At 73.1% G+C, this 20,345-nt stretch carries 15 protein-coding genes; 4 read left to right on the top strand and 11 right to left on the bottom strand.

Going from position 1 to position 20,345, the window contains the following annotated elements:
- Positions 1 to 131: 131 nt before the first annotated feature.
- From ACWD4A_RS32380 to purD, 4 genes are all read right to left on the bottom strand, one after another.
- A complete protein-coding gene (locus tag ACWD4A_RS32380) occupies positions 132 to 1,031 on the bottom strand; it encodes a phosphoribosylaminoimidazolesuccinocarboxamide synthase (RefSeq protein ID WP_451199554.1) in 900 nt (299 codons plus the stop codon).
- Between the two features lie 68 nt (positions 1,032 to 1,099).
- A complete protein-coding gene (locus tag ACWD4A_RS32375; RefSeq protein WP_451199553.1) occupies positions 1,100 to 2,569 on the bottom strand; it encodes a N,N-dimethylformamidase beta subunit family domain-containing protein in 1,470 nt (489 codons plus the stop codon).
- 175 nt (positions 2,570 to 2,744) lie between these two features.
- On the bottom strand, positions 2,745 to 4,502 hold the full coding sequence (locus tag ACWD4A_RS32370; RefSeq protein ID WP_451199551.1) for a hypothetical protein: 1,758 nt from the start codon (positions 4,500 to 4,502) through the stop codon (positions 2,745 to 2,747).
- A 462-nt stretch (positions 4,503 to 4,964) separates the two neighbouring features.
- Positions 4,965 to 6,215 carry a phosphoribosylamine--glycine ligase gene (gene purD / locus ACWD4A_RS32365; RefSeq protein WP_451199557.1) on the bottom strand — a complete coding sequence of 417 codons (1,251 nt, stop codon included), beginning with the start codon at positions 6,213 to 6,215 and terminating at the stop codon, positions 4,965 to 4,967.
- 264 nt (positions 6,216 to 6,479) lie between these two features.
- Here purD and ACWD4A_RS32360 point away from each other — a divergent pair, with 264 nt between their 5' ends.
- Positions 6,480 to 7,211, top strand: coding sequence for an SLATT domain-containing protein (locus ACWD4A_RS32360; RefSeq protein ID WP_451199549.1), 732 nt, complete (start codon positions 6,480 to 6,482; stop codon positions 7,209 to 7,211).
- Positions 7,212 to 7,281: 70 nt separating this feature from the next.
- Here ACWD4A_RS32360 and ACWD4A_RS32355 read toward each other — a convergent pair whose 3' ends face one another.
- The 4 genes from ACWD4A_RS32355 to ACWD4A_RS32340 all read right to left on the bottom strand — a co-directional run bounded on the left by ACWD4A_RS32355 (position 7,282) and on the right by ACWD4A_RS32340 (position 13,007).
- Entirely contained in the window at positions 7,282 to 7,932 is a 651-nt protein-coding gene (locus tag ACWD4A_RS32355; RefSeq protein ID WP_451199547.1) for a hypothetical protein, read from the bottom strand.
- Positions 7,933 to 8,275: 343 nt separating this feature from the next.
- Positions 8,276 to 10,753: a glycosyltransferase gene (locus tag ACWD4A_RS32350; RefSeq protein WP_451199545.1), complete on the bottom strand. Its 2,478-nt coding sequence runs from the start codon at positions 10,751 to 10,753 to the stop codon at positions 8,276 to 8,278.
- A gap of 103 nt (positions 10,754 to 10,856) precedes the next feature.
- Positions 10,857 to 11,528, bottom strand: coding sequence for a GntR family transcriptional regulator (locus tag ACWD4A_RS32345; RefSeq protein ID WP_451199543.1), 672 nt, complete (start codon positions 11,526 to 11,528; stop codon positions 10,857 to 10,859).
- 111 nt (positions 11,529 to 11,639) lie between these two features.
- On the bottom strand, positions 11,640 to 13,007 hold the full coding sequence (locus ACWD4A_RS32340) for an aminotransferase class III-fold pyridoxal phosphate-dependent enzyme (protein ID WP_451199542.1): 1,368 nt from the start codon (positions 13,005 to 13,007) through the stop codon (positions 11,640 to 11,642).
- A 343-nt stretch (positions 13,008 to 13,350) separates the two neighbouring features.
- On the opposite strand from ACWD4A_RS32340, the gene ACWD4A_RS32335 reads away from it, so the two are divergent.
- Both ACWD4A_RS32335 and ACWD4A_RS32330 read left to right on the top strand, forming a co-directional pair.
- Positions 13,351 to 13,554 (top strand): cold-shock protein, encoded by a 204-nt coding sequence (locus ACWD4A_RS32335; RefSeq protein ID WP_451199540.1) that lies wholly within the window; start codon positions 13,351 to 13,353, stop codon positions 13,552 to 13,554.
- Positions 13,555 to 13,673: 119 nt separating this feature from the next.
- Positions 13,674 to 15,428, top strand: coding sequence for a serine/threonine-protein kinase (locus tag ACWD4A_RS32330; protein ID WP_451199539.1), 1,755 nt, complete (start codon positions 13,674 to 13,676; stop codon positions 15,426 to 15,428).
- Between the two features lie 85 nt (positions 15,429 to 15,513).
- On the opposite strand, the gene ACWD4A_RS32325 is transcribed toward ACWD4A_RS32330, so the two are convergent.
- Entirely contained in the window at positions 15,514 to 16,800 is a 1,287-nt protein-coding gene (locus ACWD4A_RS32325; protein ID WP_451199538.1) for an adenylosuccinate synthase, read from the bottom strand.
- A gap of 175 nt (positions 16,801 to 16,975) precedes the next feature.
- On the opposite strand from ACWD4A_RS32325, the gene ACWD4A_RS32320 reads away from it, so the two are divergent.
- Positions 16,976 to 17,905, top strand: coding sequence for a diacylglycerol kinase (locus ACWD4A_RS32320; protein ID WP_451199536.1), 930 nt, complete (start codon positions 16,976 to 16,978; stop codon positions 17,903 to 17,905).
- A 216-nt stretch (positions 17,906 to 18,121) separates the two neighbouring features.
- Here ACWD4A_RS32320 and ACWD4A_RS32315 read toward each other — a convergent pair whose 3' ends face one another.
- Together ACWD4A_RS32315 and ACWD4A_RS32310 are read right to left on the bottom strand one after the other, a co-directional pair.
- Positions 18,122 to 18,781 (bottom strand): response regulator, encoded by a 660-nt coding sequence (locus ACWD4A_RS32315; protein WP_451199534.1) that lies wholly within the window; start codon positions 18,779 to 18,781, stop codon positions 18,122 to 18,124.
- Positions 18,778 to 20,097: a sensor histidine kinase gene (locus tag ACWD4A_RS32310; RefSeq protein WP_451199556.1), complete on the bottom strand. Its 1,320-nt coding sequence runs from the start codon at positions 20,095 to 20,097 to the stop codon at positions 18,778 to 18,780. The genes ACWD4A_RS32315 and ACWD4A_RS32310 overlap by 4 nt, the downstream gene beginning before the upstream one ends.
- Positions 20,098 to 20,345: the final 248 nt, after the last annotated feature.

The raw sequence follows: 20,345 nt of genomic DNA, 5'->3' as shown, positions 1-20,345 counted from the left end.
CTGGTAGGTGCCCCCCGCGGCGGGAGCGGCCTGCGGCCGCGTCCTCAAACGCCGGACGGGCTGAATGTGCGGACCGTAGTCAGCAATTTCAGCCCGTCCGGCGTAGCCGGCACTCCCTTGGAGAGCGCCGGCTACGCCCAGTTCAGGCCCGTCAGGCGTTCGTACGCCTCGACGTACTTCGAGCGCGTCCGCTCCACGACCTCCGGAGGGAGCGGCGGCGGGGGGAGTTCGCCGTGGCGGTTCCAGCCGGAGGCCGGGGACGAGAGCCAGTCGCGGATGTACTGCTTGTCGAAAGAGGGCTGCGCGCGGCCCGGCTGCCACTCGTCGGCGGGCCAGAAGCGCGAGGAGTCGGGGGTGAGCACCTCGTCGGCGAGGACCAGTTCACCGTTCGCGAAGCCGAATTCGAACTTCGTGTCGGCGAGGATGATGCCCCGGTCGCGGGCGATGTCGCGGGCGCGGCCGTAGACGGCGAGGGTCGCCTGGCGGAGCTGGGCGGCGGTCTCGGCGCCGACCTGCCGGGCGACCTCCTCGTAGGAGACGTTCTCGTCGTGCTCGCCGACCTCGGCCTTGGAGGCCGGGGTGAAGATCGGGGAGGGCAGCTCGGAGCCGTCGGTGAGGCCCTCGGGCAGGGCGAGTCCGCAGACGGTGCGGGTCTGCTCGTACTCGGCGAGGCCGGAGCCCGTCAGATAGCCGCGGGCCACGCACTCGACGGGGACCATCTCCAGCGACCGGCAGACCAGGGTGCGGCCCTCCCAGTCGGCGGGGGCGCCGGCGGGCAGCTCGGTGGAGAGGACGTGGTTCGGGACCAGGTCGGTGAGGCGCTCGAACCACCACAGGGACAGCTGGGTGAGGACGCGGCCCTTGTCGGGGATCTCCGTGGGCAGCACCCAGTCGTACGCGGACATGCGGTCGGAGGCGACCATCACCAGGTTGCCGTCCGCGTCGCGGTAGAGGTCGCGGACCTTGCCCGTGTGCAGGTGCACAAGGCCGGGCACCTCGACCGGTTCGGGCTTCTCTACGAATCCGGACACGCGTCCTCCTGGTGGTTTGTCCAAGCACCACGATTCTGCCGTACGCCCGCTCGCGTGTCCGACGGGGGTCAGCCCCGCTTGCAGATGCGATCGAGGAGGTTGGCGGTGGCCCGCTGGACGCGGGTGTCCACATGGCCGGGCCGGTCCAGGGCGGGCGACCACGCGAAGGTGCCGGAGGCGAAGACCAGGGCGCCGCTGAGGGCACGGTAGAGCGAGGTCTCCTGGTGGCGTCTCACGCCCTCGCCGTCCACGTACGGGGAGTGGGCCAGCAGGATGCGGCGGATGTGCTGCGGCAGGGCCGTCCGGGGGAAATAGCGGTCGGCCTCGCCCGCGACCAGGCCGGGCAGCTCGTCGCCCTCTCCGGCGCCGGTGGCGTCCCACAGCCAGTGGCCGGCGTTGCGGACGACCATGGGGGCCGGTTCGGGCACCCGGCCCGCGTACTGGATGCCCAGCAGCTGCTGTTCGGCGGGCGAGACCTCGCGCCAGAGGGCGGAGCGGCCGGGGCCGCGGCGCTTCCGGCAGGTCAGCAGGCGGTCGGGGCCCGCCGGCGAGGGGGCCAGTTCGCACTGCCAGTACATGGTGTTCGCGGACAGGAACACCAGCGACGTGCCGGAGTCGCGGGCCAGCTCGGCGGCGCGGCGCATGGCGGGCGACCAGTACTCGTCGTGGCCGGGGAAGACCAGGCCCCGGTAGCGGGACGGGTCGACGCGGCCCGCGTGCAGGTCGCGGGTGTCGGCGTAGGCGAGGTCGTAGCCGTAGCGCTCCGCCCAGCGGATGAAGTCGTAGGCGTGGCCCACGTACAGCGGCAGGCCCGCGCCCGCGAACGGGCGGTCGAAGGAGACCGTGGTGGCCGCGCCCGACTCGCCCAGCAGCCGCCCCTCCTCGTCCCAGGCGTGGTAGAGGCTCGCGCCCGTGCGGCCGTCCTCGGGGTAGAGGTTGTACGCCTGCCAGGTGATGTCGGGCAGGACGAGCAGCAGATCGGCGGGGCGGCTGTCGCGGACCAGGAAGGGGATGTGGCTGCGGTGTCCGTCGGCCGTGGTCAGGACGGCCACATAGGCGCCGAGGCTCCAGTAGCTGGGGATCTGCAACCGCCAGGAGAGCCACCAGTGGTGGCAGGAGACCGTGCGGTCCACGGTGAGCGGCGCGGGCTGGACGATGCCGGACAGCCGCGGACTGGTGGTGATCTTCGCGGCGCCGTCGCCCGCGTAGTGCCCGATGCGGTAGACGTCCACGCCGAAGCTCTGCGGCGGGTTCACCGTGATGCGGAAGTCCATGGCCTCGCCGGGGGCGACCGCGCTGTTGGAGGCGAAGCCCTTGATCTGCCGGTGCACGTCGTCGGCGGTACGCGGCACGGGCACGCGGGCCGCGCGGCGCCGGTGCGGGATATGGCCCCCGGCGTACCAGGGGACGACCCGGCCGGTCTCGTCGATGTAGGACTCGCTGTCGCGCAGCCAGGGCAGCGGGCCCTGCCCGAAGGGGTCCGAAACGGCGTGTGCGTGTGTCCCCGACTCCCAGCGGCGGATCCGATCCGTGCCCATCGAGCTCCCTCCCCTGCGCCCCGACGCGTACGCATTGCCGTCTTCCGATCCGGTGTGCCGCGCCGCGTGCGCATCCCAGCACATCACATGGCGCACCCGCACCGTCACCTTCTGTCGTGGATTTCCCGTGGCCGGCAGGACTTGTCGACACGCGGGTGCCGGTACGCCACCGGTCTCACACCAGGCGGACCGGCTTCTCGGGTCGCACCCCGACCTCGCCGAGCCAGTCGCGCAGCGGCCCGGCGTCGCCGTCCTCGATCAGGCTCAGGACCGTACGGGCCAGGTCGGCGCGGCGGGCGCCGCCGACCAGCAGGGCCGGGCCGTCCAGCCAGTCCAGGCCGGGGACGGCCCCGGCGGTGTCGACGGCGGCGCAGCACACCATGGCCGTCACATGGTCGGTGAGCAGCTCCCGGCCGCTGCGGGGCGGCTGGAGCGGGAACAGCGGGCTGAGCCCGTCGACCCAGGGGTCGCGGGCCGAGCCGAACGCGCGGGTCGCGGCGAGCTCCTGCTGGGCGGCCTCCCGGGCCACCTCGGCGCTCAGCCGCAGCTCCAGCTCCTCCGCGACCGCGCCGCCCGCCGGGCCCGCGAGGCGGTCGAGGACGCGCGCCACCGTGGGGGCGGCGAGCGCGGGGGGCACCAGGGGGACGAGGTCCTGGACCGGCGCCCCGCCCGGGGCGGCACCGTGACCGGCGCCGTCCGGCACCGGCTCGGGGACGGCCTCGGGCACCGGCTCGGGTACGGGCTCCGGATACGGGCCGGGGATGTCGTCCAGGACGCGGTGCAGACGGGCCGCCTCCAGCCGCCACTTGCGGTCCACGACCTCCTCCGGGTACTGGCTCCAGGCGACCGGGGACCAGTCGGGCCCGGCCATGGTGGGCCCGCCGTGGAAGAGGCGGGCGGCCAGCAGGGAGGCCGCCTCGTCCATCGCGCCGGGCTCCTCCAGCAGGTCGCAGGCGGGCCGCTCGCCCAGCCGGGAGGCGAAGCCCTCCGCGAGGCGGTCGCGGCGGGACAGCTCGGTGAGGGCGGAGACGACGCCCGCGTCCAGCCGGGAGGGCCAGCGGCCCATCCGCCAGGCGGGCAGCGCGACGCGGTTCAGCAGGCGGTCCCAGCCGGCGTAGGCGAGGCCCACCTGCTCCTGGGCGACGATCCGCAGACCGTAGTCGACGGCCTGGGCGCGCTCGGAGGCGGCGGCGGCGACCCCGCGCTCCATCTCGGCGGCGTGATCCCGGCAGGAGTGCAGCAGCAGCCGGGCGACGCCCCCGACGAACGCGAGGGCCGGGCGCCCCGCGGCGACGGCCACGGCGGCGTCCAGGCCCCGGACGAAACGGCGCGCAGCGGCTATGTCGGGGTTCGCCGAGGGGCCCGTGCCCGCGACCACCGGGGCCAGCAGGGCCCGCAGCTCGGCGACGCGCATCCACCACAGGAACGGCGAACCGATCACCAGGACCGGTGCCGCGCCCGTACGCCGCAGGGGGCGCGGCATGCCGTGCCGGACGCCGCGCGGCGGGCCGTGGGCCGGGTGGGTGCGGTCCTCCAGCCAGCTGTCGCAGTCCGGGGTGAGGGCCATGGCCGAGGGTGCCGGGACGTCCAGCCGCTCGGCGAGGTCGCGGACCAGCCGGTAGAGGTCGGGGGCCGTTTCCTCCGGGATCGGGACGGTGGGGCTCAGCGCGGGCCTGGCCCGGACCACCACGGCGCCGACGGCCGCCGCCAGCGCCAGGGCCAGGAGGGCCGCGCCGATGACGGCCCAGCGGGCCGTGGACCAGCCGCCGCCGTCCGGGATGCGCCCCATGGCTATGCCTGCCAGCAGCACGACCGCCGCTGCCGCCGGCAGCAGGGCCACGGCCACGGCGGCGCTGCGGATGCGCAGCACCGCGAGGGCTTGGGCGCGTGCTACCAGCACGCCTGTTTCCGTACCTGCCACGAGACCGATCACCCCCTGTTGCCAGTTCGGGTTTTCTGCCCAGGAGTGCGACAGCGGCGCAACGCGGAGTGCGTTGCCTTATCCCCCCACTGTGGCACCGGGCTCCGACATCGCAATGCCGGTGGGCCAGTTGCCGGATGCACTTGGCTTGCGCCGCACCCTAGTTGGGGGTGCGGCGCGCGTCAGCCCATTGGGCAACCGCTCACCCGATGGAATGGCTTCGGTCAAAGGCCGTGCCCTCGCCGGAGGCTTCTGGCATGGGTGGGTGCGGCCCCGTTGCCGCCTGCGACGGGGCTCCGCCCCGGACGGGCTGAAATTGCGGGCTCGGCCCGCAGACTACGGACCGCGGTCCGCACATCCAGCCCGTTCGGCGTTTGAGGACGCGGCCGCTGGGGGCACCCCCGGACGGAGTCTGGGGGACGCTCCCGCCGCTGGGGGCACCTCCCAGCGGTAGCTGGGGGAGGCAACGGCGGGTCACTCGTCGGCGGCCGCCCGCGCAGCGATGTCCGTGCGGTGGTGGGAGCCCGCCAGGCGGATGCGGGTGAGGCCCTCGTAGGCGCGGGTGCGGGCCGCGGTCAGGTCGGGGCCCGTCGCCGTCACGGAGAGCACGCGGCCGCCCGCGCTGACCACGTCGCCCGCGGCGTTGTGCGCGGTGCCCGCGTGGAGCACGTACGTCGAGTCCAGCTCGGCGACCTCGGACAGGCCCTCGATCACATCGCCGGTGCGCGGGGTACCGGGGTAGTTGTGCGAAGCCACGACGACGGTGACGGCCGCGCCGTCGCTCCAGCGCAACGGCGGCACCTCCGCCAGCGTGCCCGTGGCGGCCGCGAGCAGCAGCCCGGCCAGCGGCGTCCTGAGGCGGGCCAGCACGACCTGCGTCTCGGGGTCGCCGAAGCGCGCGTTGAACTCGATCACGCGGATGCCGCGCGAGGTGATCGCGAGCCCCGCGTAGAGCAGGCCGGAGAAGGGCGTGCCCCGGCGGCGCAGCTCGTCGACCGTGGGCTGGAGGACGGTCCGCAGCACCTCGTCGACCAGCTTGGGGTCGGCCCACGGGAGCGGGGAGTACGCTCCCATGCCGCCCGTGTTCGGGCCCTCGTCGCCGTCGAGGGCGCGCTTGAAGTCCTGTGCGGGCTGGAGCGGGACGACCGTCTCGCCGTCGGTGACGGCGAACAGGGAGACCTCGGGGCCGTCCAGGAACTCCTCGATGACCACGCGGCCGCAGGCGAGCGCGTGCTCGCGGGCGGCGGCGAGGTCGTCGGTGACGACGACGCCCTTGCCCGCGGCGAGCCCGTCGTCCTTGACGACGTACGGTGCGCCGAAGGCGTCGAGGGCCGCGTCGATCTCGGCGGGGGTGGTGCAGACGTAGGCGCGGGCGGTCGGCACGTTCGCGGTGGCCATGACGTCCTTGGCGAACGCCTTGGACCCTTCCAGCTGCGCCGCTTCCGCCGAGGGGCCGAAGACGGGGATGCCGCGCTCGCGGACGGCGTCGGAGACGCCCGCGACCAGCGGGGCCTCCGGGCCGACGATGACGAGGTCCGCGCCCAGGGACGCAGCGAGCTCCGCGACGGCCGTGCCGTCGACGGCGTCCACCGGGTGCACCTCGGCGACCTCGGCGATGCCGGCGTTGCCGGGGGCGCAGTACAGCGCGGTGACGTCGGGATCGAGGGAGAGTGAGCGGCACAGGGCGTGTTCGCGGGCGCCGCCGCCGATGACGAGGACCTTCACACCGGTCACCCTATTGCCTCGTCGACTGATCGATTCCCAGGGCCGGTCCCGCGGGGTACGGAAACGTCACTTCTGCGGCCCCGCAGGGGTGGGTGGTCATCTCTCCGCCTCCATCCACCCACTCTTTCGGGTGAGTGTGTTTGAGGTCCTATACCGGATTCCTCAGCGCTTACGGACGGAAAAGCATGGATCTTGTGTCCAAGACCGACCGTTCGGCGGTAGGAAGGTGGCTCGCGATCCGTAGCGGCAGTAGGGAGTGCACGGGTGAGCCAGCCGGAGATGCAGCCCGAAGGGCTCCCCCGCGAGCAGGGTGGGAGGCAGCGGGGCGATCTGCGCGGCCGTTCCTTCCCACTCGGTGACTGGGGGGAGCCCGCGGAGCGTCTCGATGAGCTGTACCGATGGGTGGAGAACGGCGCGCTGTATTTGGTCGACTGGTATCTCGCGGACCGCGCCTGGAAACGCCGCTGGGCGCGGGCGCTGCGCATCAGCGCCGCGGTCTGCGCCACGGTGGGCGCCGCCCTGCCGCTGCTCCAGTTGACGAACGTGGTCCGCACCGGTGCCGCGTGGGGCTACCTCGCGCTGCTCGGGGCGGTGGCCTGTGTGGCCGGTGACCGCTATTTCGGGCTGACGTCGGGCTGGATGCGGGCGGTCGCGACGGCACAGGCCGTGCAACGGCGGCTGGAGGCCCTGCAGTTCGACTGGGCGTCGGAGTGCGTGCGCGAGGTGCTCGGCCCGACCGAGGGCACGGCCAGCGAGGCGGCGGAGCGCTGCCTGACCGTCCTGCGGCGCTTCTCGGAGGACGTGTCGGAGCTCGTACGGGCGGAGACCGCGGACTGGATGGTGGAGTTCCGGGCGGGCCCGACGCCGCTGCTGACGCAGTCGCTGGTGTCGTGGGGTCCGCGCGGGGAGGGCGGCGGCCCGCTGCCGCGCTTTCCGCTGCCGCCGGGCACCCGGCCCAACATGCCGCGGCAGCGGCCGCCGGAGTCCCCGCGCTGACGCGCGGCCGGCCGTGTGCGAGGGAGCCCCGTGGCGGCACGGGGCTCCCTCTGTATCGGCATCATCGGCATCAGCTGAAGACGATCATCGAGCCCTGCGCGAGGCTGCGGGTCGCCGCCGCGTGCAGTCCCAGCCAGACGTGGCGTTCCCGCGCGAACGGGCTGTCGTCGTACGGGCCCGGCGCCGCGGGCTCCTCCAGGCCCGTGGGCCGCTCCGGGGCGGCGGGGGCCGCGGGCGGGTTGTCGGGGTCGATGCCCAGGGCGGGCGCCACGGAGTGCAGCTCCCGCAGGAGACCCTGGCTCGACCCCAAGGGGCCGCCGCCTTCGAGGAGTTCGTCGTTGGACAGCGGGTGCGCGAAGTCCACCGGCACGTAGGCGCCCGCGTGGTCGTAGTGCCAGACCAGGTGCGACTGCTGGGCCGTCGTCTCGAACATCTCCAGCAACTGCTCGTAGTCGCCGCCGAGTTCGTCGACCGGGGTGACGGCCAGGCCGCACAGGTTCAGCAGGTGGGCGCGGCGCAGGAAGTGCAGGGCGTCGTAGTCGAACCCGGCCACCGGGGCGACGTCGCCGGAGAGGCCCGGCACATAGCCGAAGACGGGGACCGGGGGCAGTCCCACTTCGTCGAGTGCCTTGTCGTAGGCGGCGATCTCCTCGGCGAAGGGGTTGTCGGGGCTGTGGCACAGCACATCGACGAGGGGGACCAGCCATAGGTCACAGGCCACGTGAGCTCACTCTCGTGCGTGCCGACATTGGTCGGGCCACTGTAGTGCGGGGCGCCCTCTTGTCATACCGGGCGTGGGATCCGGGCTTGGCTTGCGGCCGGTTCGCCGCCTGCGGCGGGGGCTCCCTTCGGGAGCGTCCTCAATCTCCCCCAGCTACCGCTGGGAGGTGCCCCCAGGACGGGCTGGATTTGGGCTCGCCGCCGTTGCGACAGTGCGGGTTGGTTACGCCACTCGCCGTTGCGACAGTGCGGGGCCATGCCGCGCAGGGGTGGTTCGGGACTGCTTCGCTTTACGTCCCGAACCACCCCTGCGCGTCCCGGCCCCTCGCGTCACGGCCAGCCCGTCAGTGGGCCGCCACGTCCCAGACCCAGACGCCGTCGATCTTCTTCGGTTCCGTGCCCGACAGTCGGGTCACCGACTGTCGCAGCGCCTCGCCGTTCGGCCGCGGGTCGAGGATCAGGGCGTCCGCCCGCCAGAAGCGCAGGTCCATGCGGAACTCCCGGCGTTGCTGGTCGCCGATCTCCGGGACCTTGCCGGTCTCGCCGACCTTGCGGAGGAGTTCGGACGTGGGCCGCGGCTGCGGGCCGTAGATGCCGATGCGGTCGGGGCCCCAGGGCCCGTTGAAGTAGCCGCCGGGGAAGGCGAAGCCGAGGTCCGCCCGCACCTGCCAGTGCAGCGCCTCCGTGTCGGAGGGGCTCGGCACGGGCACCGGGACCAGCGTGCGGCCGTCCCGTACGTGCTCGCGCCAGGTGCCGTCCGCGATGAAGGCGGGCACCGGCACGCGCTCGACGGTGCGGTACGGCGTGGGGACGAGCGGCAGGAGGGCCACGGCGAGCGCGGCCCAGCCGAGCAGCCGGTGCGAGCGCTCGCGCTCGCTGCGCATCCGGCGCGCGGCCAGCCGGTCGCAGGCGAGGGCGAGCAGGACGCCCAGGGCGGGCACACAGACCATCGCCACGCGGGACTCGATGACCGACTCGTAGAACGGCAGCTTCCCGACGAGCCGCCACGGGCCGGGCAGCGTCTTGTCCGTGCCGGGCAGCGGAATGTGCCGGCCGAGCGAGAGGACGGCGGCGGCGAGCGCGGTGAAGCCGAGCGCGCGCACCAGCGGCCGGTGCCGCATCCGTACGACGAGGACGACGGCCAGGACGACGAGGGGCCAGCCGAAGAAGGCGTTCTCCTCGGTCCGGTTGACGGAGAGCGCGGCGGCGGTCCGGGGGTCGCCCGCGAGCGACCGGGTGGCGTACTCCAGCAGCGCCATCGGGTTGTTGCCGACCTCGCCGTGCAGCACGCTGTGGTAGCTCTGCGGGCCGAGGAACTGCCAGCCCAGCGGGAAGGCGACCAGGGGCACGGCGACGAGCGCGGCGACGCCGAGGCCGCGGAGCAGCCGCCCGGCGACGGCGCGCGCCGCGTCCGGGTCGGCGACGGCGTAGCAGAAGGCGAAGAGCGCGAAGCCGGTCACGGCCAGCAGCAGCGCCTCCTCGCCGAGGAAGATCTGGTAGGCGAGGAACAGCCCGAGGAGCACGGCGTCCCGGGTCGGCCGCCTGCCCTCGCACAGCCGCAGCATCCGGTCGATGATCGGCGGGATCATGAACAGGACGACGAAGTTGGGGTGCGCGTTGCCGTGCGAGATCATCGGCGGCGCGAAGGCGCAGAAGGCGCCGCCGAGCGCGGCCGCCCAGCGGGAGCGGACGAAGCGCTTGGCGATCAGCCAGTACCAGGAGCAGGCGGTCGCGGCCAGGCCGCCGGTCAGCACGATCGCCCAGGTGACGTGCGCACCGAGGGCGAGCGTCACGGGCGCGAGGGGCACGGACAGCCCGAGCATGGCGGTGTTGGCCATGAGGTTCACGCCGAGCGGGGCGTTCTGCAGGTCGGTGAAGAGCGGGTTCCGCAGGTGCGCGACGTTGTCGGCGGTGACGGCGAAGAACCACTCCCACTGCGTCTGGTCGGAGCCGGAGTCGGCCAGGTAGCTGTGCCCCAGGCCGCCCCACAGCCCTCCGTACAGCACGAAGGAGACCAGCAGGAAGAGCGCGGGCACGGCGAGCCGTACGGGGTCGAGCGTGCGCCAGCGGAGGCGGACGAGGTCGGCGAGCACGGTCGGGTAGGCGAGCGGCCGGATCTTGGAGCCGGGCTGGTGGGACCAGCGGACGGGCACCTCGGTGACCTCCCAGCCCCGCTGATGGAAGAAGCGCAGCAGCTCGACGTCGTAGCTCCAGCCGTCGAGGCGGGACTCGGCGCACGCGGCGCGGACGCGGTCGCCGTCGAAGAGCTTGAAGCCGCACTGGGTGTCCCGTATGCCGGGCACGGCGGTGGCCCGTATCAGCCGGGAGCCGGCGCGGCCCATGAACTCGCGGACGGCGTGCTGGCGGACGGCTATCCGGGAGCCGGGCAGCGCGCGGGAGCCGATGGCCGCGGCGGCGCCCTCGTCCAGGCCGCGCGCGAGCAGGTCGAGCTCCTCGATCGGGGTGGCCAGGTCGGCGTCGGTGACCAGGACGCGGCGGCCGTGCGAGGCGAGGACCCCGGTGCGCACGGCGTGGCCCTTGCCGCGGTTGTCGGGGGTGCGCAGCAGCCGGATGCGGGGGTCGGTGGCGGCGGCGGCCTCGGTGATGTCCGCGGTGGCGTCGGTGGAGCCGTCGTCGACGACGATCAGCTCCCAGGTGTCCGTGGCCTTCCCCAGGTGGGCGCGTATCGCCTCCAGCGTGGGGCCCAGCCGGTCCTCCTCGTCGTACGCCGGGACGATCACCGTGAGGTCGACGGGCGGTGCGGAGGGGAGGCCGGGCCGGGGCGCGCGGGCAGCGGGATCGGACGGCTGGGAAGGGAACATCACGGAGATCGGACGTCCTCAGACGGCCGTCGGTTGCGGGTTCGTGCGCGTCTTCATTCGTGATCCCATCCCGTCGGCCGATGACTGTGTGCGGCCTTCGACCCTATTCGGTCAGTCCGGAGATCAGTGCCAGGGAATGTCGGTTGTAGTCGGTGATGATGTCCTCCGCGGCGGTCGCGTCCCCGGCCGCCACGGCTTCGACGAGCTCGCCGTGGCCGTGCCACAGGCGGCCGCGCAGCGACGGCACCCGGCGCAGCAGCGGCACGGTGAAGACCCAGCTCTGCACCCGGACCCGGTCCAGGAAGTCGGATATGTAGGGATTGCCCACCAGTCCGGCGAGCTCGCGCCAGAAGCGCAGGTCGTAGCCGATGAGGATGTCCAGGTCGCCCGCGAGCGCCGCCCGGCCGGCCTCCTCGGCGCGCCGTCGCACGGAGGCCAGGGCGGCCGGGCTCGCCGTGAACAGGGTGTGCCCGGCGGAGCGCCGGAAGATGCCCTCCACGATCAGCGCGCGGGCCTCGACCATGTCCCGGAAGTCGGCGTACGTGAACTCGCGCACGCGGTAGCCCTTGTGCAGTTCCACGTCGAGCAGCCCCTGCGAGCAGAGGTCGAGCAGCGCCTCGCGCACGGGAGTGGCGGAGACGCCGTACTGTTCGGCGATCTCCTTGACCGTGAACTGGCGGCCCGCCGGGAGCCGTGCCGCGATCACTTCGTCGCGCAGGGCGTCGGCGATCTGCGAGCGCAGCGTCGTCCGTCTGACAGCCTCGCTGCCGGGCATCGTCGTCCGTCTCCCCTTCCGTGACCGGGCGCCCGCATGCGAACGGCCCCCGACCAAGATAGGCGAGGGCCGTCGCGGTGCGTACGGGCGTGCGCGCGGGAAGGGAGAACGCTACCTGCCGTCCCGGGCGGTGTGCGCGTCGGCCGCCGTGAGCGCCTCGTCGAGGAGCGCGAGGCCCTCCTTGGCCTCCTCCTCGGTGATGGTGCAGGGCGGCACGACGTGGGTGCGGTTCATGTTCACGAAGGGCCACAGGCCGGACCTCTTGCAGGCCGCGGCGAAGGCGGCCATGGGGGCGTTGCCCTCGCCCGCCGCGTTGTACGGCACGAGCGGTTCGCGGGTGGCGCGGTCCCGGACGAGTTCGAGCGCCCAGAAGACGCCGAGGCCGCGCACCTCGCCGACGCTGGGGTGGCGCTCGGCGAGCTCGCGCAGGCCGGGTCCGAGGACGGTCTCGCCGATGCGCGCGGCGTTCTCCACGATGCCCTCCTCCGCCATCGTGGTGATCGTCGCCACGGCGGAGGCGCAGGCCAGCGGGTGACCGGAGTAGGTGAGGCCGCCGGGGTAGGGCCGCTCGTCGAAGGTGGCGGCGATCTCCGCGGAGATCGCGACGCCGCCGAGCGGTACATAGCCGGAGTTGACGCCCTTGGCGAAGGTCAGCAGGTCGGGGGTGACGCCGAAGCGGTCGGCGGCGAACCAGTGGCCGGTGCGCCCGAAGCCCGCCATGACCTCGTCCAGGACGAACACGATGCCGTACCGGTCGCAGATCTCGCGGACGCCTGGGAGGTAGCCGGGCGGCGGAACCATGATCCCGGCGGTGCCGGGCACGGTCTCCAGGACGATCGCGGCGATCGTCCGCGGGCCCTCGAAGACGATGGTGTCCTCCAGGTGCCGCAGCGCGCGCTCGCACTCCTGCTCCTCGGTCTCCGCGTGGAACGGCGAGCGGTACAGGAAGGGCGCCCAGAAGTGCACGACGCCCGCGGAGGCGGTGTCGGAGGGCCAGCGGCGCGGGTCGCCGGTCAGGTTGATGGCCGCGGCGGTCGCTCCGTGGTACGAGCGGTAGGCGCTGAGCACCTTGGGGCGGCCGGTGTGCAGCCGGGCCATGCGGACGGCGTTCTCGACCGCCTCGGCACCGCCGTTGGTGAAGAAGATCTTGTCGAGGTCGCCGGGCGTCCGCTCGGCGATCAGCCGCGCCGCCTCGCTCCGTACGTCCACGGCGAAGCCGGGCGCGATGGTGCACAGCTTCGCCGCCTGCTCCTGGACCGCGGCGACGACCTTGGGGTGCTGGTGGCCGATGTTGGTGTTGACCAGCTGGGAGGAGAAGTCGAGGTAGCGGTTGCCGTCGTAGTCCCAGAAGTACGAGCCCTCGGCACCGGCGACGGCCAGCGGCTCGATGAGGCCCTGCGCGGACCAGGAGTGGAAGACGTGCGCGCGGTCGGCGGCCTTGACGGCGGCGCCGGTGCGGGGGTCGGGCTGCGTGCTCACGGTCGTTACCTCGACTCGGTTCGGGGCTCGTGCGGGGGCTCGTGCGGAGTGCGGAACCGCCAGCCTAGGAAGCGGGACGCGGGCCCGGGTACCGGCACTCTGTCTGCCGCTCGCCGCGCCCGCCGACACAGTGCCGGGTGGCGAACGGCCCGCGACACCACGGAAATTCATCGCTCCCGCCTTCCGTCCGCGTTCCCGCCCGCGTGCTACGGTCGATTTCCGTTGCGGTTTTGGAAATACATTTCCCCGTGCGCCTGACGGTCGACGACCTTCGGGCGCACTTGCGTTGTTCCGTGCTGTACGGAATTTCTGCACCGCGCTGCTCACTTGTAGGAGAACTGTCTTGGCTACCGGCACCGTGAAGTGGTTCAACTCGGAAAAGGGCTTCGGCTTCATCGCGCAGGACGGCGGCGGCGCCGACGTCTTCGCCCATTATTCGAACATCGCGACCCAGGGCTACCGCGAACTCCAGGAAGGCCAGAAGGTCTCCTTCGACATCACCCAGGGCCAGAAGGGCCCGCAGGCGGAGAACATCCTTCCGGCCTGAACCCCCTGTCGGCCGACGGCCGGGACCGCCGCACTTTCACCGTGCGGGGTCCCGGCCGTTTGCCGTCCGGCTATTCTCCGCGAGGAACGGGCGGGGGATGCGCGGGGAGGGAGCGGGACATGGAAAGCCTGGGGCCGGAGGATCCACGGACACTCGGGGCGTACCGGTTGCTCGGCCGGCTGGGCGCGGGGGGCATGGGCCGGGTGTACCTGGCCCGTTCGGACCGGGGCCGTACGGTGGCGGTCAAGCTGGTCCACCGGGAGCTGGCCGGCCAGGAGGAGTTCCGGCGGCGCTTCCGGGCGGAGGTGCGGGCCGCCCGGCAGGTCGGCGGGGAGTGGACCGCGCCCGTCCTCGACGCGGACACCGACGCGGAGATCCCCTGGGTCGCCACCGGCTATATCGCGGGACCGTCCCTGCGGCAGGTCGTCGACAACGACCACGGGCCGCTGCCCGAGCGGTCCGTGCGCATCCTGGGCGCCGGGCTCGCGCGGGCCCTGCAGGCCATCCACGCGGCGGGCGTCGTCCACCGCGACCTCAAGCCGTCGAACGTGCTGATCACCCTGGACGGGCCGCGCGTCATCGACTTCGGCATCGCCCGCGCCCTGGATGGGGGCACCTCCCATGCCGTCAAGGCTATGGGGGACCTGACGGGTGACGCCCTGACCCGGACCGGCGCGGCCGTGGGCTCGCCCGGCTTCATGTCGCCCGAGCAGGTGCGCGGCGCCCGCGTCACGCCCGCCAGCGACATCTTCTGCCTCGGCTCGGTGCTGGCCTACGCGACCACCGGCAGGCTGCCGTTCGGCACGGCCGACAGCGGCGTCCACGCGCTGATGTACCGGATCGCCGAGGAGGAACCGGACCTCGACGGAGTGCCGGACTCCCTCCGGCCGCTGATCGCGGAGTTCCTCGCCAAGGACCCCGCCGACCGGCCCACCCCCGCGCAGGCCCTGGAGCGCACGGGCGCCGGGGAACTGCCCGCGGACCTCCCGGCCACGGACCCCTGGCTGCCGGGCGCCCTGGTCGCCCGGCTCGGACGGCACGCCGTCCGGCTGCTGGAGGTGGAGGAGCCCGTACGGTCCCCCGAACCGCCGCCCGCCGCCGGGCCGGTGCCGGACCCGACGCTGATATCCCCGCCGCAACCGCCGCACCCGCGGCAGCCGCTGCCGGACGCCGAACCGCCGACCGTGACCGCGAACCGCCCGGTCTCCCAGCCGCTGCCGCCCGCCTACGGACCGCCGTCCGCGGGCGCGTACGGCAGCGGCCCCTTCGGCACCGGGACGCGGATCGGCTATGCGCCGCCGCCCCCGCCGCGCCGCTCCCGGCTGCCCGTCGTGCTGACCGCGGTGGTGGCCGCGGCACTGCTCGCGGGCGGCGGGGCCGTCTATCTGATCAAGCAGGACGCGGACAACACCACCGCGCACGGACCCTCGCCGGCGCCCTCCGCACCGGGCTCGCCCCCGTCACCGTCCCCCGCTCCCCCGACGACGCCCGGCGGCGACGGCAAGGCGGACGGCGCCGTACCGCAGGCGTTCCTGGGCACGTGGGAGTCCGGCTTCAGCACCGAGTTCGGCACGCAGAACCGCCGTGTGACCGTCCGGCAGGGGGCGGTCGGCGCGGCCGTGGCCGACATCAGCGCCACGGGCACGGACAAGGACGGCCGTTCCTACCGCTGTCTGTGGACCCAGTCCCTGACCGGCGGGGGCACGGGCGGCTCCCCGCTGCTCCTGGTCCGCGCCGGCACCGTCGTCGCCGAACCCGCCGACGACTGCGTCCCGGCCCAGGGCAGCGAGCTGACCCTGCTGCCGGACGGCGGCATGCGGCGCGTGCTCACTGGTTCCACGGACGCGCCGCTGACCTACCGCAGGGCCGGATGAGAAGAGCCGGATGAGAAGAGCCGGGTGAAAAACGCGCGGCGCCCCGGCGGACGGATCCACCGGGGCGCCGCGCACAGCCGTCGCGTTACGACAGGAACGAGTTGATCTCGATCGTCTCGGTACGGCCCGGACCGACGCCGATCGCGGAGATCGGCGCGCCGGACATCTCCTCCAGGGCCTTCACGTAGGCCTGCGCGTTCTTCGGCAGGTCGGAGAAGGTCTTGGCCTTGGTGATGTCCTCGGACCAGCCCGGCAGCATCTCGTAGATCGGCTTCGCGTGGTGGAAGTCGCTCTGGCTGTAGGGCAGTTCCTCGACGCGCTTGCCGTCGATCTCGTAGGCGACGCAGACCGGGATCTGCTCCCAGCCCGTGAGGACGTCGAGCTTGGTGAGGAAGAAGTCCGTCAGACCGTTCACACGGGTCGCGTAGCGGGCGATGACCGCGTCGAACCAGCCGCAGCGGCGGTCACGGCCGGTGGTCACACCACGCTCGCCACCGATGGTGCGCAGCGCCTCGCCGTCCTTGTCGAACAGCTCGGTCGGGAACGGACCGGCGCCGACGCGGGTGGTGTACGCCTTGAGGATGCCGATCACGCGGCTGATCTTCGTCGGGCCCACGCCCGCACCCGTGCAGGCGCCGCCCGCGGTCGGGTTGGACGAGGTGACGAAGGGGTACGTGCCGTGGTCCACGTCGAGCAGCGTGCCCTGGCCGCCCTCGAAGAGGACGACCTTGCCCTCGTCGATGGCGTTGTTGAGGATCAGCGTCGTGTCGGCCACGTACGGCTTGATCTGCTCGGCGTAGGTGAGCAGCTCCTCGACGATCGCGCCGGCCTCGATGGCGCGGCGGTTGTAGAGCTTCGCCAGGATCTGGTTCTTGAAGTCGAGAGCGGCCTCGACCTTCTGCGTCAGGATCGACTCGTCGTAGAGGTCCTGGACGCGGATGCCCACGCGGTTGATCTTGTCCGCGTAGGTCGGGCCGATACCGCGGCCCGTGGTGCCGATCTTCCGCGAGCCGAGGAAGCGTTCCGTCACCTTGTCGACCGTGGTGTGGTACGGCGTGATCAGGTGCGCGTTACCGCTGACCAGCAGCTTGGACGTGTCGACGCCACGCTCGTTGAGTCCGCTCAGCTCGGAGAGCAGGACCGCCGGGTCGACGACGACTCCGTTGCCGATCACCGGGGTGCACCCCGGCGAGAGGATTCCGGAAGGGAGGAGATGCAGCGCGTATTTCTGGTCGCCGACGACCACCGTGTGGCCGGCGTTGTTGCCACCTTGGTAGCGCACCACATAGTCCACGGATCCACCGAGGAGGTCGGTGGCCTTTCCCTTGCCCTCGTCACCCCACTGAGCACCGAGCAGCACAAGTGCGGGCACAGGCGTACACCCCTTCCGGGCGGGGCATGTCCAACGTGCGTGGTGGTGTTCACCCGCTTGCTCAGGGCGTACACCACCGCTAGAGCCGTCGAACCGGTGCCCCGGATAGACGAAGCCCCTGGCGCAACAGCGACAGGGGCTCTTGCACCGAGAGATTACCTGAGGAAGGACCGAGGTGTCGGCTCCAGACTCCACCGAGCAGTCGCTGCTCGTGGTCATCGACCCGGTCGCCCGACGCGTGGACGGCGAGTCCGTACGGATCGCGAGGGACGTCCTCTGCGGTGGCGCACCGGCCAAGATATGCCTCCCCGAGGGGCCGCAGGACGTCGAGCGCGCCCTGGCCCGGAGGGGCCGCAGGAGGCCCGTCGTCATCGGTGACGACCGGGCCCTGCTGCGGGTCGTCGATCTGCTGCACCAGCGCCGTGACCTGGCGGAAGTGCCGGTCTCGCTGATTCCGGTCGGGCCCCTCCCGGCCGTCTCGCTGGCCCGCGCGCTGGGGGTGCCGCTGGGCACGGTCGCGGCCGCGCGGGCCGTGCTGGACGGCACCGAGCGGCGGCTGGACGCGCTGGTGGACGACGGCGGGGGCGTGGTGCTGGGCGGGCTGTGGATCCCGGGGACGGGCGGCCGGGACCGGGCCGCGAACGCGGTGGACGCCACTGCGCCGAACGGGGCCGGGGGCTGCATAACCGACGTGGCCGATATCACCGAGGTCACGGATACCGCGGACGCGCCGGGTTGCGATCACCAGCCGTGGTGGTCCCCGGCCGCGCGGACGGCCCGCTCGGCGCTGACCCTGCTGACCGGCCCGGCGGCCCGGCACCACGTGCCGTCGTGCACCCGGCTGCGGGTGGAGGCGGACGGGGTGCTCCTCGTGGACCTGGGGGATCCGGTGGCGCGGGTGGCGGTCTGCGCGGTGGACGGGCGGGCGGAGGTGATCGTCCACCCGCACGCCATGGACCAGCCGGTACGCGCCCGCGCCCGGCGCGTCACGGTCACGGGCCCGTCCTTCCGCTACCGGGCGGACAACGTCCTGACGGGCCCGGTCCACACCCGCACGTGGTCCCTCCGGGAGGGGGCGTGGCGATTGGTCCTCCCGCGGACGTGAACTGTCCGTCCGCTGCCTTTGCCGCCTGCGGCGGGGCGGCCTGCGGCCGTGTCCTCAATCTCCCCCAGCTACCGCTGGGAGGTGCCCCCAGGACGGGCTGGATTCAGCCCGTCCGGCGATTGAGGACACCGCGCGGAGCGCGGTCCGGGGTCCGGGGGTCTCCCCCGGTTTCGGGGAGGGGCGCAGCCAGGGGCCGGGGGCACGCCCCCGAGGCGGTCACCCGCCCGGGGTGACGAGGCCGGCTTCGTACGCGAAGACGGCCGCCTGCGTCCGGTCCCGAAGCCCGAGCTTCACCAGGATCCGGCTCACATGCGTCTTCACCGTCGACTCGGCGACCACCAGCCCGGCCGCGATCTCCGCGTTGGAGCACCCCTGCGCCACCAGCACCAGCACCTCCGTCTCCCGCTCCGTGAGCTCCCCCACCCGCTCCCGCGTCGGCACCTTCGGCGTGCCGAGCCGGGAGAACTCCTGGATGAGCCGCTTGGTGACCGTCGGGGCGAGCAGCGCCTCGCCGGAGGCCACGATGCGCACGCCGTCGGCGAGCTGCCGGGCCGACGCGTCCTTGAGCAGGAAGCCGCTGGCCCCGGCCCGCAGCGCTTGGTAGACGTACTCGTCAAGGTCGTAGGTGGTCAGCACCAGCACCTTCGCGTCGGCGTCGGCGGCGACGATCTCCCGGGTCGCCTCCAGACCGTTGAGCACCGGCATCCGGATGTCCATCAGGACGACGTCGGGGCGGAGCGCGGCGACCTGTTCGACGGCCCGCCGCCCGTCGACCGCCTCGCCGACCACCTCGATGTCGGGCATGGCGTTCAACAGGACGGAGAAGCCCTCGCGGACCATCATCTGGTCGTCGACGATCAGCACACGGATGGTCATGCGGCGGCCTCCCCCACGGCGACCGGGAGGAACGCGGCGACCTCGTAGCCGCCGTCGCCCGTGGCCTCCGCGGTCAGTTCGCCACCGAGCATCGCGACCCGCTCGCGCATGCCGAGCACACCGTGCCCGGCACCGGGCGAGGGCTTGACGAAACGGTCCGCCGGACCGTTGACGACCCGCAGTCCCAGCCCGCCGAGCACATGGCTGACCTCCACGCGGACGGCGGCGCCGGGCGCGTGCCGCAGGGTGTTGCTCAGCGCCTCCTGCACGATGCGGTACGCCGACAGCTCCACGCCCTGCGGCAGCGGCCGCACCGCGCCGGTGGTGACGTGCTCGACCTCGGCACCGGCCGCGCGGACGTTGTCGATCAGCGCGCCGATGTCGGCCAGGGTGGGCTGCGGCGCCTCGGGACCGGCGAAGGCATCGGGGTTCTCGGACCGTACGACACCCAGCACGCGGCGCAGCTCGGTGAGGGCCGACACGGCGTTCTCGCGGATCGTCTGGAACGCGGCGGCGAGCTCCGGCGGGGTGTTCTCGACCCGGTACGGGGCGGCCTCCGCCTGGATCGCGACGACCGACATGTGGTGCGCGACGACGTCGTGGAGCTCGCGGGCGATGGTGGTGCGCTCCTCCAGAACCGTCCGCCGGGACCGCTCCACCTCGGTGACCGCCGCCTGCGCCGCGACCTGCTGCTTGGACTCGCGCAGGCCGCGGACGGCGAGGACGACGAAGGTCGCGAGCCCGGACAGCACCATCATCCGGAACAGATCCCCGACGAAGAAGTCGCCGCCGTACGCGCCGTACACCCTGCTGACCAGCGAGAGGAAGACCGCCAGTACCCCGGTGAGCAGCCACATCTCGGCCGCCACGCGGGGCCTGGTCCGCACCGCGACGACCAGCAGGACGAAGAGGTACGAGAAGAAGCTGCCCGGTGACCACGGGCCGAAGGCGCTGCCGGTGAAGAGCATCCCCGGGAGCAGGAGCACGGCGAGCGCCAGCCACCACGCACCGACCGGCCGGAACAGCGTCATCACCATCGGCGCCCCGACGACCAGCGCTGTGACCACCCCGAACGGCAGGCCCCCTCGGCTGACGACCGCGAGCATGACCATGCCGGCGAAGCCGACGAGGAGGCCGTGCGGGAGCCACCGGGCGTAGCGCCCGGCCCGGCCCGGCAGCATGCGGACCAGCCGGTGGTCGGCGGGCAGCGGCGGCAGTGGGCGAAAGGCGAAGGCGTCGGTGAAGAGGTCCTCGCGAAGGTGCCCGAGGGCACTCTTCGCGAGACGCGCCTCGCTGCGCAGTCCGGTCTCATGGATGTCGGTCACCCGACCACCGTAGGCAACCCACCCTGCCGACGGCGTCCACAACAATGCGGATCTCCGGGGGTCCGCCTCAGGTACGACGCGCTTACCGCGAGGGTGACCGGACCTCCGACTGCGGGCCGCCGCCTGCGGCGGGGGCGGCCTGCGGCCGCGTCCTCAAACGCCGGACGGGCTGGATTTTCCGGACCGTGGCTCTTCGGCCTGCGGCCCGCAAGCTGCGGACTACGCCCGCAAATCCAGCC

This window comes from Streptomyces sp. NPDC002537 (genome assembly GCF_053594975.1).
Note: the sequence above shows the minus strand (reverse complement) of the source record. Positions and strands in the feature narration are given on the sequence as shown.